This is a genomic window from Aneurinibacillus tyrosinisolvens, from assembly GCF_001015055.1.
Classification (GTDB): Bacteria; Bacillota; Bacilli; order Aneurinibacillales; family Aneurinibacillaceae; genus Aneurinibacillus_A; species Aneurinibacillus_A tyrosinisolvens.
Map to the genome: position 1 here is coordinate 56,823 of NZ_BBWZ01000023.1, position 15,073 is coordinate 71,895.

Sequence of the window (15,073 nt, forward strand, 5' to 3'; positions counted from 1 at the left end):
TCTCAAATTATTTATAATTTAATTAAATAAAGACAAATCGTTTTTTAATTTGAAAATAAGAGCGAACACACTACAGTTTCGCATCATAATTATTTATATCTATCTCCAATTATTTATAATTTAGCTAAATAGAAACGAATTGATTTTTAATGTGAAAACCATGCTTCCCGGGGCTTAAATAAACTCAAATTAAAATTTAATTTAGGTAAATAAGTTTGATTTAAAATCTTACTCAACTTGAACGGTAGCAAAGCAAATGCTAATAGAGAGAAAATGACCAAATTATGCAGGAGAAAGTTGGCGTTTAATGAAAAAATATAGGAAAGCCCCTGGCATGAAGTATGCAGGGGCTTATTTTATTATGAGGAGTATGGACTTCTAGTTTTTTTGAAAGGACTTTCATTATCATCATTGTTAGAATTTGTTTCGGTTCTATTACCAAACGGACTAGCCGATGTATCCCTGTTACCGAATGGACTAGGGGCTGCGGTTCTATTACCAAACGGACTGCCGGTTATTGGCTTTTCAGGTTGTGTCTCAATTTGCATATTAGAAATTTTAGCGAAAACATCACTTTTTTTGCGAGTACGCTCAGCTTGTAGAAGCTCCTCACGCAAATCGTACAATTCAGAAACCCTTTGAGGCCAATCTAATCCACCAAAGATAGAGAACATATAAACCACGTGGCTTTTATCTTGATTGAATGTTTTCTTTACATCGGCCACATAAGTCGAAACCGGCTTTTCTGTTGCGGTTGGCGCATAACTATCAAGAATGGATTCAATTTGATTCGTAAATGATAGCTTATAAATTCGATCAGCAACTTGTTTTCTAGTAATGATGCTAGTCGCTGCTCTTTCAGCAGTCGCTAAATCGTATCCCGTGGAAAGCAAGCCACTCTGGATGGACTCCTCGAAAGGAGTGACATAACTATCAATACGCTCAAGATCAATGCTGTTACTTCCAATTTCGGCACAGCTGATAGAGAGAACGCCTGGTGTAGATAGCATTTTTAAGAATTCGGAACTATCGAAGTGGAAAGCTCCATATGGTGCAGAAGCAGAAACAGCATTCATCCGATGAAGTGTTTGAGCGATGAATCGATTGCTTTTAACCAGATAATCTTCTTCACTCATGTTAGGATCTTCATGGAGGAAACGTTGAAATAGCATTTCATTATCAACAAACAGGACAGAACCCAATTGCTTGCTCTCAACAGCCTGAATAATGAGTTGCAATCTTGCGAGGGCATTTTCAATCACTTGTCGGCCTTCCTTATTGCGTGGAAGAGTAAGGATAAGTCCAACTCGTCCAGCAAAACCCATTTCATACATCATTTCTACTGCCGGAATAACACCACCGGTGCCTGTTCCTCCACCTAATCCAGATATAATCCATACAAACTCACGGTCCTGAAAAATCCGTTCAATTGACGGGCGCAAATTGTCTACATTCTCTACAAATGCTTGTTCACCCAGAATTACATTTCTTCCCGCACCTTTTTCATAACCGGATAACTTTAATTCAGTAGCATTTGAAAGGGAAGGAATCTTTGCAAAATCCCCCATATTAGTATTAACAAGACCAACCGAATACGGATAAAGATTATTCTTTGTACCTGTACGAATTTTTGCAAACTCAGCAGCAATCGAACAGCCACCCATACCAAGACCGAGAAAGCCGAATTTCAGACTTAATTTAACCTCTTCCTCGTCAAATAAGATTGGTTCAACTGCGCTATCAGCTGGTTTAATCTCCATGAATCATTACCTCCAATTTATCTTAATCATTTCTCATAGTTAGTTAAAGATTCTATGTATCTGACTCCATCAACTCGGCAAGAGCCGTCATGTATTCGATGTACTCTCTTCCTTGCTCCGTTGTAAAATACAATCGTGCTCGACCATGCTCTTTTGTATAGATTAGTCCAGCACCTTCCAACTTAGCCAGGGCCGTATCAAGAGTGTGACGGGAAGTGATTAAATCTCGACCTTCCCCTTGTCGGAACCATTCATTTACAAGAACTTTTAATCTCTCTTTTGTTTCATGAGAACCTTGTTCTTCTAGCTTTTTAATCGTCATTAGAAGCCAGCCAGCATCCCCAATCGCCTCTTTTATATTTCGGTATATTTTCCCCCCATCCAACTTCATATTCGGAAAATACTTAGGCATTTGCGTCATACATTCATCACCCCCAACGTTTGGCGGTTAGGCATTAAGCCAACAAAACCTTATATAATATGGATTTTTTTAGCATCGTCGCTATTAGCAACAATATATCACGAACTTTACCACTTGTCACCATATAAAAGCGGCTGATATCGAATCCAATAGCCGCTTTTACGGTTGCTATAAGAATCTTATGGATGTTAATAGACGCTGATAAACCTAATATTTTACAATTAAAGGTTGTACCGAAGCTCTTAATAAATTATTCTGAATGACTATCAATAATTCGCTAGGTTTATTTCGGTTTATAAATAATTTGAAATTCTTAAATGTCCCACACGATGTACCAGATTAATCACTTGATAATTCTTGAAAGAGAGGGGAGTTACAGCTATTTTGGCAGTGTAGGGGGATGCTCATTATGATTAAGAGGGTATTTATGTACCATGAATTGTTATGAATTATTTCTAATTCATGCTGAAATAATCGCGGAGTACAGATGGATAAAGAGATAAGGGGGCGTAATTCGGGACTGTACCAGGGAAGTTGGATTGGCTATCTTATATCATCGCAAAGAGGATTGTTTTGGAGGCAACCAATCGTTTGATTTGCCATGAACCAGTCCGTTACAGGTATGAGAGAAACGCTGGCTTTGCGTAATAAAACGATAAAATGCTTGTTTAAAAACATGATAGCAAATGTGGATAGTAGGCATTGATAGTGAACATTGATAGTACGCCTTACAGTAGAGTACGATAGTGAGCCTTATACTACATATTGATTGTACTATCAACCCCTACTGCAAAACTGACTATCTAAACAGTTTTTCAAAAAAACCTTGTCAAATCAACGTTTTTCTTTGTAAATTTGTGCTAGTAAAAATTTTATCCGTGAATGCTGAGTATATTTGGTACCTTCCGGTTTACTTTATCTACTCGAAAAAGAGGGTGTAAAAATGATCGATGTAAACGGAATAAGAATTTCTAAAAGATTCGTTCCAATATTAGAATTGCTTTACCTTCATCGGGTTGCAACCGCCGAACAGCTTCTTACTGCGATATTTCCAGCCGAATACCCGCCCAATTTTATAAAATCTCTAAAAAGTAGGGAACGACCCCAACGCTTGAACCACTTATTTTCCGTATTGCGAATGATGAAAAAGGAGGGATTGTTACAGGTAGACCCTGTAGAATTTCAAGGCCGATTTTTAAAAATGTATTCTCTAACCAAAGATGGGACTGAACTTTCGAAATACATGCTTAAGATTGACCCAGACCTTAAAGCCGATGGATACGAAAATAAGTACGGCGATTTTCCCTATGACCTTCAACGTCCCCCAAAAGGGCGGATTCAACATCATCTTTTGTTGATTGAATTTTTCTTGCAATTGAATTTCATTCGTGTAAACCATCCTACATTTTCCATTCAATACAGAGATAACCGATTTGCTACCCGACGGTACACTTTAACACAAAAGGGCGAGATTGTAGACGATGAAAAAAATTACGTGTTCCGTCCAGATGCAGAGTTTAGGATGACGGTAGAACAAGCAAATGAAGAAGGTATACCTGAACCGATCCTTAAAAGCTATTACGTGGAAATCGACAGAGGAACGGAATATTTTGAGGAATTAAAAAGTAAGTTTGAAGGATATGCCCGCTACTTTGATTACCTAGAAAAACAGGTAGGAGAAGAAGTCATAAAGAAACTACCGGAAGCCATTCTATTTGTAACGGATGAACGGGACCACGAATCTCCCATCAAGCGCAGATGGAAAACAATATCAGCTGCATTTACGTCCGCAATGGCTAAATGGGCGACAAAGGTAAATCTCATTTATGCACCATTGAATCACGTGGAGCGGGTAATCCTTCAAGAAAAACATAATCATGAGCGGATCGGCATGTTTGCAAAAAAAATACAGCCCTATTTGCAGTATCAATCTCTTAACACTTTCAAGAAAGAAAACGGGATTGATTGGGGAACCAATGCACTATTTACAGTCGCACAGCAGAGCAATCAGGAAAGCGTATTGTTCCTTTTCGAACGCTCAAATGGTTGTGAAACGCGAGGAATTCTACGTTTTTACGATTTTATCAAGAAGTACGAAAGCATCCAGGCAAAATACGCTAAAAGCTTTGCACATATTAAAACAATCCGTCCTGTCTTTATTACTTTTGATAATAACTATCTTCCAGTTCCACTCGAATCTTTGGCAGATAACGAATCAGCAGAAAAGTTAATAAATCAGGGCTATGTTCTAAACATAAAAGACGATCCTCATTGGTCATTGGTCAGCGGAGAACAGATTAAGTTATCTAATCCACTCATTTACAAGTAGAATTTTATCTTTTCAAGAAAAACATTCTGCCGTATAATGAAAACTAAAATAACTTATTAATCTATCGAAGTGGAAGCACCACGAGCACGGGATAACTGTGTATCGTTGGTGCTTTTTTGCGTTTAAAAGGAGGGGTTTTCAAATCATTCTTGCTTGATTCATTCATTATCAAAATTAAATAGGGGAGGAATCCATTTGGCAGAAGCAGAACAACAGCCGCTCACTACCCAGGAGCCAACCGAGCCAATAACGGAGAAGAAGAAACGGAAGAAACGAGCCAACAAAACGATTTCTGTATTCACGCCAGCTCAGTACCGAACATGGCGAATCCAGAAGCGAGAGAAATGGTTGGAGTGGTATCGTTTATACTTCCATACTGTCGCCAGCCTAGTTTGTGTTTTTCTCAGTTTCCTTTTAGGATATTCAGGTTTGATGATTTATTTATCGCACCTAAACCATTCAGACGGAAGTGCCATATCAGCCTTGAGTTTATTCATGAACCATCCTCCTTTCTGGTTGACAGCCTTACTTGGAGCGTTCGTTATTCCAATAGACCGGTTAGATAGTAGTTGGGCTTTCTTCTTTATCACGCTCATTCCTGTCTTTACCTGGTGTTACACAACCATCACTCAACCAATTACAAAGGGATATAAAACCATCATCTCATGGAAATCATTGAAGGGAAGGAATATCGCTTTAGCCATTTGTTCCCTGTCTTTCATGTGCATGTACTGTGGTTTTATAGGCTGGTATATTGATACAAACATGTTTGACTTCTTCGCCAGTATCCATACACCTCAACCGTTTCTTGTTGTAAGTTCGATGGAGAGTTTTGGATATATTCTTTTGTATTCTCCGGTGTTTCTCTGTTTATATGGCATCTACATGACAGGAAAAGAATTCTATCAAAACGAGGACTTACGCAAGCAATATGAAACGTGGGAATTTTCCCCACTTGCCCGTCAATCGTTTAATCTCACTGATGGCAAATGCGATGTCATTGTAGGGTGGGATAAAAAGAACAAAAAGCCTATCGTCATCAAAGAAACGAACCGCATGCTCCACGAGCTCATATGCGGGGCTACCGGCTCAGGAAAATCGAGTACGGCCATTCTAATCCGTATTGTGCAGGATTTAATCCGCATTGCCCGCGGTCAAAAAATGGGCGTCGTGATTTTGGAGCCGAAAGGCGATCTTGTTTCTGATGTATTGAAACTTGCCAAGAAATTAGGCATTCCAGACAGTAAAATCAAAGTTGTTGACCCTATCAACCTGGCTAAGTCTGTCAAATTTAACCCCTTAAGTGGGCCGGACATGTCCAAAGTAGCTGAAACCTTCAAAGGTACCTTAAATGCATTAGCTGGTGATCAAGATGCCTTTTTCAAGGGACAACAAGAGGAAATAGCCGGGTTTTACGTATTACTCGGTAAAATCTTTTTCAATGATAATGGTAGAGATAACCTTGATATCCGCCATTTGCAGCAAATGTTCACCGATCCTGCTTTCTTAGCGCAAATCGTTGAACGTTTACGTACCAGAATTGATGATGAGATGAGTAATCCAGCAACCACTAAGGAACGCCAATTTCAATTGGCAACAGAAGATGGAGTGGTACGTTATTTCGAGGACCAAGTATTATCCTATAAAACCTTCCGTAGAGATGGGGTAGAGCAGCCGTTAATGTATCCGGCCGGACACCGTTATGCTGGTAGACAGCAGGTAGAAAGCAAAAAGGACGCTTATATTACAGGCGGGAAGAAATATCTCAATGAATTGGCGATGAACCAACTTCTTTCCCAACTTTTTATACCGGAAGAAGGGGAAGAGACACTTGATTTAGACAAGTTTCTTGAAGAAGGCGGCATATTGCTCGTCAATACTGCACTTGGAACCCTCGATGAAATGTCGTTGCTTTTCGGACAATTCTTTATACGTCAATTCCAATCTGCTGTTTTCCGTAGACCGCCAGAGGAGGATGAAAACGGCAAACCAACAGGGTATAAGCGTATCCCTATTTTCTTTACAATTGACGAGTTTCCCTTGTACATCAATGAGGCTTTCGAACGCATGTTAACGCTGGGCCGTAGTTACCGAGTAGGAACACTCATTGCCCTGCAATCATTAGGACAACTCGATAGTGTAAGGCCTGGCTATGACAAGGTAATCAAATCTAATGCCCGTAATAAAACGGTCTTTGGTGGAGGAGAAAAAGACGATAACCAGTGGTTTTCAGAACAATTTGGTGAAGAATATCAAATTGAAGAGAGCTTAAATGAGTCCACCACACCTGTTACCGTGGAAAATCAGACATGGGGATTCCGACACAATACACAGCGGAGCCTTGTTGCCCGTTTTTCTCCTACGTACATCATGGAGTTGCCATTTAAAAATTTCATCATCCAGTTAATTGATGAAAACAATTCGATTCAACCGCCTGTCCATGCTGTAGGTAAATTTGTGAGTGAGACAAAATATATAAGTAAATTTGTGGATGTAGGGAAGGGAGAATTATCATCCGAGAGTGATAAACCATTTTCAGTGGGATCCCACCTCAATTATTACAAACAAGCCATCTCGACTACGTTGCAAAGCGGTATCCCGAACAAAAAACAAGATACCATCAACGAACAGCAACCTACTCTTGACGAAAATGGCAATGAGAAAAATACAGTGGTCAACAATTCAACGAACGATGACCCCATGAATAATACGTTTAAGAGTACAGAAGGAAACGAGGAGGGCAGCATACCAACGAACACCGAACCAGGAACGGTTGAGTCTCAAACAAACGATGGTAATAACCTGACTGCAAACCCGTCTGATTCGAACAATGAAGCAGCAAGCAATACGAATCCACCTGCTGATCAGGAGCATATAGAAGCGGCTGCAAATGCCAATCCATCCGATAACCTCGATGAAGCATTTGGTATTCATATTCCAAACAAAAATATCGGAGAGGCAACTACAACCACTTCTCAAGAGGGAGAGGATGTTTCTGAACATATTAAAAATGCAGAGCATACAGACGATGGATTCACAGCTGAACATTCTCGTATGGATCAACAACAAGAAAAAACTGTTCAAGGTTTGGTTCAAGCAGTAGGTAAAGAAGTAAAAGAGTTAGAACCGCATGAAGGTGAGCAAACCTCAGCGAGTCAATCTAGCGAGGGAACCGATAAGAATGATGAGGCACCAGAGCATAAATCGGAGGATACACCTGATGTTTTTAAAGATTTTGTTTGGAATCTTCCTCAATCAAATGGAACAACGGCGACGGATCCTGAGAATCCTAACAAAGAGAAAGAGCCGGTCACTGAAACTAACGAGCCACCAGTTAAAAATACAGTTCCACCTCAACAGAGACATGCCGCTGCCTCTTACACGACGGATTTAGTTATTGAAGAAGAAAAAGGTATTTAAATAATCTGATTGACAGTTTGTGTAACACCTTGTACAATTCTTTGTAAGAATAAATTCCCTATTTTTTTGAGAGTTTAAATTTAATATTGAGACTATACGAGGAAGCACCTCAAGTAGACAGGATTACCCTGTTTTTCTTGAGGTGCTATTTTTTTACCCAAAAATAAGGAGGCAAACCAAATGAATTACGCAGAAGCACATGAAATTCAAATTAGCAGAGAGGCACGCGCCTGGGCCGACATTAAAGAGGCTGCCAAAAGTAAAAAGGTACTTGTAGCAACCGCAGTAGGTCTTGAGGATATCACGATCAAGAAAGGCGAGAAACCAATTGAATGCTTAAAGCTTGATTATGATGGCATTTATGGATATCTGCCTAAAGCCTTTATCGATAATTATAACTTCAAAGGAATGACGTTCTTCTTAGGGAAGGAATTCGAGTTCATCGTTACGTCCTTTGATATTGAAGCCCATATTTTCATTGCGAATCGGATCGAGGCGCTTAAGTCTTTATCTCAGCGTTTCTTTACAAGGGCGAAAGAACATGAAATTTATTCGGCATTTGTACGAGGAGTAGACCCATATAACCTTTACCTTCTGGTTGATGGCATTCCAGTTACGCTATACCGCACTGAATATAGTCACACCTATGTTGAAGATTTACGAGAAGAAGTTGAAATTGGCGACCGCATCGATGTACTTCTCAAGAAAATTGCAAAACCAAACCAGTCGTACACAGAAGGTGGCAAGGAAAAAATTGCTGGTGAAAATGGATACCTTGAGGTAAGCGCTAAGGAATTAAAGCCGGATCCGTGGCAGCAAGTGGTCAATTACAAGGAAAAAGCGACATACATCGGACATATCACACGAATTCACCCGGATTACGGTATTTTTGTAGAGCTGGTGCCAGGATTAACGATTCGATGCAACTTTCCGCCAAATTGCCCAACGACACTAAAGCTTGGGGAAAGAGTAAACGTAAAAATTACAAGAATCGAACAAAAAGAGCGTCGTATCACCGCTTTAATTATCGTTCCGCGTAAGGCCGTCGGTAAAAACAATACATCCTTTCATAGAGGGTATGTTCGATGAACAATCCTTTTAAAGAACTGGACCGGTACATACCAAGTGCCGACACTCAGACAGAAACACTTCCAGGTAATCCTTATCTGGAAGTGTTGCCCCAACGGGCAAATTCAAATCCTTATGAGGGCAGCGCTTGTCCGGCCGATATCTATGACTATTTGTTACCTGACGGCAATTATTTCGGCTTATATTCGGATCCTTACGCAACTTTAAAATATGTTGACGGTCCAACTTCCAGTTCTTCTGGCAGACATTGGCTAGACATGAAAACAATGGATAATAGTTTTACCGAAAGGGAAATCTCTCTGCTCCATTTTCTGATTGAGCATAGGTTAGCCACGACAAAACAGATTGTACGGGCGGTATTTCCAGACGAACCCGGAAAGGATGTCATCAAAGCTTTTCTTAAGCGGAATCGTAATCGAGGGGTGCTCACCGCATTATCTTGGATAACCCCATTAAACGATGGACGTAAAAAGCCCATCGTTTATGGTTTAACCCGTCCTGGCATTACCGCAGCAGCGGAACTTTTTCACCGTAATATACCAAACGGATTTACCTTTATCCCGACTCTTTTCCCTAATGGAATGGGCCCAACAATGATACCGTTCTTCGTGGATCTTGCGATGAATGAACTATATTGCGAGTTAAAACGGATTGACCGCTTAGTTTCATGGCAGAGAACGCCGCATATTCCGCTTCCTGATGGCTCTCATTTTTTCCCGGGTGCTACAGTGGAAGTCATTAAGGATGCTCATGAGTCCCTACGTTCTTTCTGGGTAGAAGTTGTTCGTCCTTCTAAAGAATGGTTAAATCGTACAAGAATTCGTTTCGAGCGAATTGAAACGGCTTATACAAAATTGAATGATAATAGTCGTCCCGTAAGGCTCATTATGATCGCAGATGGTGATTCACGGGTTCCTTTCCTGGCTGAATTGGCTGCACGTTACATGCCTTCGGTACCCATTCTATTTACAACCGATGAACGATTAATCAACGGGCTAAATATTAATACATTCTTGCACTACAACACAGAGAACAAAGAGTTAAAAGGTTCATCTGTTTCTTTCCTTCAAGAAGGATACAGCGGGATGACTGCCTCCGCTTATTTAGAACAAATGTCTGCAAATATTCAAGAAGAGGACTTAGACGACGAATGGTAATGTATGAACACGCTGACTTATATGAAGGCTTAAGCAAAGAGCTATGGGGTATCCTTCACTTCGAGATGCCCCTTGACTCCCTTTACGAATACTTAAAATTAAAAAATCACAATATTTCTTTAAGTCGTTTTATGGATTTTATCATTTTCCCTTTTAAAATACCGCTTTCCCTAGCTAATGAAATTTATGAGGCACTAGAAGCCCGTTTAAATAATCCGGATTACTTGAATCTGCTGCAACAAGTGGAACAAAAAGGCATGAAAAACAGTCCTGCTCATGCCTTAGTGATTGAATTACTTTATATACAATCTACAGGCAACGATATTACCACTTCTCGTTTACAGGCCATATTTGACCTCTCTACCGATGCATTTTATTCCATTTCACTTCAATTGGTGGAGCTTGGTTATTGTTCGAGTGAAACGATGATGAAAGTCTATATGAAATACCACTACATAAAGAGAGAAAGGGAAGGAATATGACAGAAAGCACACCTCTTGAAGTACTACTATGTGATGAAACAATGCGGGAAGAATACATGGATGCAAAACTTGTCCGTACCTTTTTCATCGCAACATCTCACTATGCTGTTCTTCGAAAAGAAGATACCGATACACTTTGCATACTAAAAATTGTTGAACATGATGGTTCAGAGGAATTGCATGAGATCGAAACGGAAGCGGAATTTCAGAGTGCAGTGGAGGTATTTCGAAATTTACCTGACTAAATCGTGACAGGAGCGGCCGACGCTGCTGCCTGTTTTTTTATTTTAAACATTAGTATAGGAGGAAGAAAAAATGAAAAAGAAAATTGTGATTGGGGCCTTACTTCTCCTTTGTATTTTTGGTGCGGTGAAACTAATTTGGTTTTCGAATCCATCAAGTCAGACTGCTAATTCCGCAAAGCCTGGTCAACAGTCTCAGGACTATGCAGAGAGTGAAACCAAATTAGAAAAGATAGATAGCAGTGCGCCAAAACTAGTGAATCTCGGCGCGGCTCTAAAAAAAGAAATTGAAAATGCCAGGAAAAATGCAAAGGAAAAGGAAGGGACATTTAAAAAAAGTCAGGAAGGGCAGCTATTACATGGTGGAAGTCATCGAAAACAAGCAGATGAAAAAGTATATCCTTCATGCATCTCTTGATCCGACCCACTTTATTTTTAAGGATGGAGAACCCATTTTGTATAGAAAAGCCTATGTGAAATCATTGAATAACGACGTTGTTTACAGTATTTCAAGCAGAAGGTAAGAAGGAGAGAGGACAGGATGAAAAAGAAAGCAGTGAGCCGATTAATCGCCGTAAGTCTCGTGCTTGGAACGATGACAGCTGTAATAGGAGGTTGTGGTAACGATGAAGCAAAAGCTGTACAACAATCTGCAATTGTAGAAAACCCAATCACCCCTCAATTGGTGGTTACGAAACGGGATAACGCTATCGCCGGTTCCGCAGAAGATAAAATCGTTTTCTTAGGGGAGCAGAACCAAAAAGAGGAAGGTAAGGCTTATCTTGTGTTCCGTGTAGACGGAATTTATCAGCAACTCATTCATAGCACCGACTTACATATCGATGCCATTCTCAGCAGCGGTAATAAGGTTTCTGTTGATGATGCCGAATTCATGTATCCTGCTGGTGGTAGCACCTACCTCATTTACACAGTTCCCTTAGAAGAAAAGACCACAATTGCCAGAGTAGACACCAACTTTAATGTTTTGAACGAAAGTATTGTATCCGTTGGCAACACCTATAAGCAGACTATAACATTAGGGAATCTTATCAAAGAAACAGTCAAGGTTCCGCCAGCCCTAGATTTACAAAACCATACCCTCACTCCCAATATTACACTAGAAGATGAAGAAAAAACGGTGAAGATTAAAAAAATCGAAATGAAAGATAATCAAGTGTTGATTACAGCCGGGGTGAAATATAAAGTAGATAAAAAAATTGAGAACTCAACCGCAAACCTCTCCTTTAAAAACAGAGGAGACATACTCACTGATAATCATACGGACGAGTTTTTTGCTTCCATTGAAAAGGATGTCCCTTTTACCTTTAGCCTGCCGAAAGTTCCTGTTTCGAAAGGGGATGGAGCGATTCGCTTTACGTGGGAAGGCCTGACCACCCTCATTGATGTTAATACCGGAAAAGAAATTACGAATACGAAAGAAATCTTATTAAATCTGCCCATTCTTTATTCGAATGAAGGTTCACCAAAGTTAGAAAGACCTTCCATGCAGAATAAAGATGATTTTATGTCGGATAATGCCTTCATTTTCAAAGCCAACGCCACGAATGAATTTACCCAGGCTACTAACGGCTATACCGAAACATTATTGCCATACGAAGTCGTCACAGGTAATAAATTTAAGAAATTATCCATTCGAGCCAAGCAAATCCACAAAGAAGAGCCTGATTCACCTGTTGGTGCCGCCAAAGCCGAAAAAGATACAAATGAAAAAACAGGCATTCTTGTCATTTATAAAGACGGGCAACCTTTTGAGGATATTTCATTAAGGTACGATGAAACGAAAGACATTAATATTGATGTACAAGGCGTGCACAAAGTCGGTTTTGCTTTCAAACTGAATAAAGAGCAAATGCATGATAATACCGATTACTATGTCCTTATGAGGGAAGGAACACTTGAATAATGAATGGATCCTGTCAGAATTACTTCTGGTGGGATTTTTTCTTTTCTCTTCTGCAAAAAGGCTTTTTATTTCAAGAGTTCTAAAAAAAAATTTAAAAATATATATGTAAATAAAATGACAACACTGTGTTTGTTTTAATAATAATGATTTAACTGTTTTTCTATTTTTGTTTTAAAATATGTTTTTATTGTTTTAAGGTAATCATCAACTCAAGTAGGACAAGGGTTTATGGCACCTGCCTATCACACTTAGAGGAGTCAATTCTCACACTTAGAGGAGTTAGTCATCACATTTTGGGGAGTAAACGTATCACACGTTGAGGAGTCAACTATCACACTTAGAGGAGTAGAAGTATCACACTTCTGGGAGTATGAAAATTATAAATTTAACCAAACAGGTTGCCAACATGCATATCCGGTTATTCCGGCTTTTTTTATGCTCAAATATCACGATTTGAGGAGTTTAAAGATATGCATTTAACCAAATGCGTTGCCAAAGAATTCTTCATGGTTATGCCTTACTTATTTTGTATCAAAATATCACAATTTAGGGAGTAGAACTATCACAATTTAGGGACTAGTAAGGCTCTAAATTTAACCAAATGCGTTGCCGAGCCATCTTTTCCGGTTATTCCAATTATTTATGTCTATGTATCACAGAAAAAGGAGTCAACTATCACACTTTTAGGAGTATGAGGGCATTCATCATAACCAAATACGTTGCCAAACTTCTTTTTCGGTAATTCCAGACGTTTTTCTCTGTAACTATCACATTTAAAGGAGTAGAAAATGCTTCTTCTAAACAAAAGTATTACAAAACACGGAGTTAATTGTGTATAACGGGCCGGAAAAGTATCACAAAACAGGGAGTAAGAGCATAATTTACGGCTGAAATATCACAAAATGGGGTGAACTATCACAAAAAGGGGACTAAAACAGTAATAAATACTGAAAGTATCACAAAAGGAGGAGTTATTTTGTGGTTATCTTTGCATGGATTTCAGAAAAGAAGTCATTAGAAGGTATAACCTCAGTAAAGAGGGGTATAGAAGGTCAATTTCTTTGGCTATATTACAGTTAATATTACAATAAATAGACCGGAATCCTGCTCTTTGAGTAACTATCACATTTCGAGGAGTGGAATTAGAACGAGTGACACTATATAGTTATAAAGAGGGTTGCTGCGGGAGGTTTTAAGTTATGGAGTATGAACAAATGACACTTGAATTAGAAGTAAGCAAAATATCCGATAATTATGTAGTGACCAAATCAAACACCCTGATAGATACGCAGTCAAATCTAAACTTACAGGAACAGCGGGTTATTCTGGCTTTAATCTCATTGATACAACCGGATGACAAGGATTTTAAGACTCACTACCTTAAGGTAAAAGATTTAGCTGACATGCTTGATATACAGGAAAAAAATTTTTATAAAAAAGTAAAGGAAGTAATCTTAAGCCTGCAACGTAAGGAAATCGTTATACGAGAGAAAGAGACGAATTCCGACTTGCATGTTCACTGGCTGTCAGCTTCCCGATATTATCATCGAAAAGGTCTGGTTGAACTTGAGTTTTCTCCTCAGCTTCGACCGTACTTATTACAATTAAGAAAAGAATACACGAAGTACAAATTGTGGAACGTTTTGCAACTCAGAAGTAAATATTCTATCAGAATGTTCGAGTTGCTGAAGAGATTCCAATCGTTAGGGAAAAGAAATTTTTCTGTGGACGAGCTCCGTTATAAGTTGGAGGTTGAAGATGGGAAATATGAACAGTACGGCCATTTTAAAAGTCGTATTCTGAAAAAAGCCCAGGATGAGATTTCCAAGAAAACGGATATCTCCTTTACATTCGAAGAACATAAAAAGGGAGCAAAAGTTGAGGGCCTTACCTTTCATATTCATTCTAAAGAAAACGTCGGAAAATTGATTTCTGATAACGAACCTGTTGTCTTAAAAGATGACTCTTACGAACTCCTGATAAGGTTCGGGATAAAATCAGAAAAGGCCAAGAAACTCATTGAGCAATTTGGGGAAGAACGGGTTAAAGAAAACCTTACATATGTGTTTGATAAAAAGCAGAATGATGATGTAAATAATATCAGCGGCTATATTATTAAGGCGGTCCAAGAGAATTATGCAGGACACCCAACCGTTGTCTATAATGAAGAAGATGAATTGAATCCGTTAACCTCCATTCAAGAGATGAATAGGAAGATAAAACAGTTTATTTTCTTTCACGGAAAAATC

General features: G+C 39.2%; 11 protein-coding genes. 9 read left to right on the forward strand and 2 right to left on the reverse strand.

Features of this window, described 5'->3' with window-relative positions; translation table 11 throughout:
• Positions 1-359: 359 nt before the first annotated feature.
• Together MBEAL2_RS18215 and MBEAL2_RS18220 are read right to left on the reverse strand one after the other, a co-directional pair.
• Positions 360-1,760, reverse strand: a complete 1,401-nt coding sequence (locus tag MBEAL2_RS18215; protein ID WP_052947815.1) for an FtsZ/tubulin family protein — start codon at positions 1,758-1,760, stop codon at positions 360-362.
• A 52-nt stretch (positions 1,761-1,812) separates the two neighbouring features.
• Positions 1,813-2,181, reverse strand: coding sequence for a hypothetical protein (locus tag MBEAL2_RS18220; protein WP_047153695.1), 369 nt, complete (start codon positions 2,179-2,181; stop codon positions 1,813-1,815).
• Between the two features lie 943 nt (positions 2,182-3,124).
• Between MBEAL2_RS18220 and MBEAL2_RS18225 the strand changes: the two genes are divergently transcribed.
• The 9 genes from MBEAL2_RS18225 to MBEAL2_RS18265 all read left to right on the forward strand — a co-directional run.
• Entirely contained in the window at positions 3,125-4,510 is a 1,386-nt protein-coding gene (locus MBEAL2_RS18225; RefSeq protein ID WP_047153696.1) for a replication-relaxation family protein, read from the forward strand.
• Positions 4,511-4,705: 195 nt separating this feature from the next.
• Entirely contained in the window at positions 4,706-7,930 is a 3,225-nt protein-coding gene (locus MBEAL2_RS18230; protein ID WP_047153697.1) for a type IV secretory system conjugative DNA transfer family protein, read from the forward strand.
• 180 nt (positions 7,931-8,110) lie between these two features.
• On the forward strand, positions 8,111-9,019 hold the full coding sequence (locus MBEAL2_RS18235; protein ID WP_047153698.1) for a hypothetical protein: 909 nt from the start codon (positions 8,111-8,113) through the stop codon (positions 9,017-9,019).
• A complete protein-coding gene (locus MBEAL2_RS18240; protein ID WP_047153699.1) occupies positions 9,016-10,176 on the forward strand; it encodes a replication-relaxation family protein in 1,161 nt (386 codons plus the stop codon). The genes MBEAL2_RS18235 and MBEAL2_RS18240 overlap by 4 nt, the downstream gene beginning before the upstream one ends.
• On the forward strand, positions 10,170-10,658 hold the full coding sequence (locus MBEAL2_RS18245) for a hypothetical protein (protein WP_047153700.1): 489 nt from the start codon (positions 10,170-10,172) through the stop codon (positions 10,656-10,658). The genes MBEAL2_RS18240 and MBEAL2_RS18245 overlap by 7 nt, the downstream gene beginning before the upstream one ends.
• The gene (locus MBEAL2_RS18250) at positions 10,655-10,903 is read left to right on the forward strand and encodes a DUF1292 domain-containing protein (RefSeq protein ID WP_047153701.1); all 249 of its coding nucleotides are present in this window, start codon (positions 10,655-10,657) and stop codon (positions 10,901-10,903) included. The genes MBEAL2_RS18245 and MBEAL2_RS18250 overlap by 4 nt, the downstream gene beginning before the upstream one ends.
• A gap of 70 nt (positions 10,904-10,973) precedes the next feature.
• Positions 10,974-11,318, forward strand: coding sequence for a hypothetical protein (locus tag MBEAL2_RS18255; RefSeq protein ID WP_047153702.1), 345 nt, complete (start codon positions 10,974-10,976; stop codon positions 11,316-11,318).
• A gap of 123 nt (positions 11,319-11,441) precedes the next feature.
• A complete protein-coding gene (locus MBEAL2_RS18260) occupies positions 11,442-12,824 on the forward strand; it encodes a hypothetical protein (RefSeq protein ID WP_047153703.1) in 1,383 nt (460 codons plus the stop codon).
• A gap of 1,199 nt (positions 12,825-14,023) precedes the next feature.
• A partial coding sequence (locus MBEAL2_RS18265) for a replication initiation protein (RefSeq protein WP_052947816.1) occupies positions 14,024-15,073 on the forward strand: 1,050 nt, incomplete at its 3' end.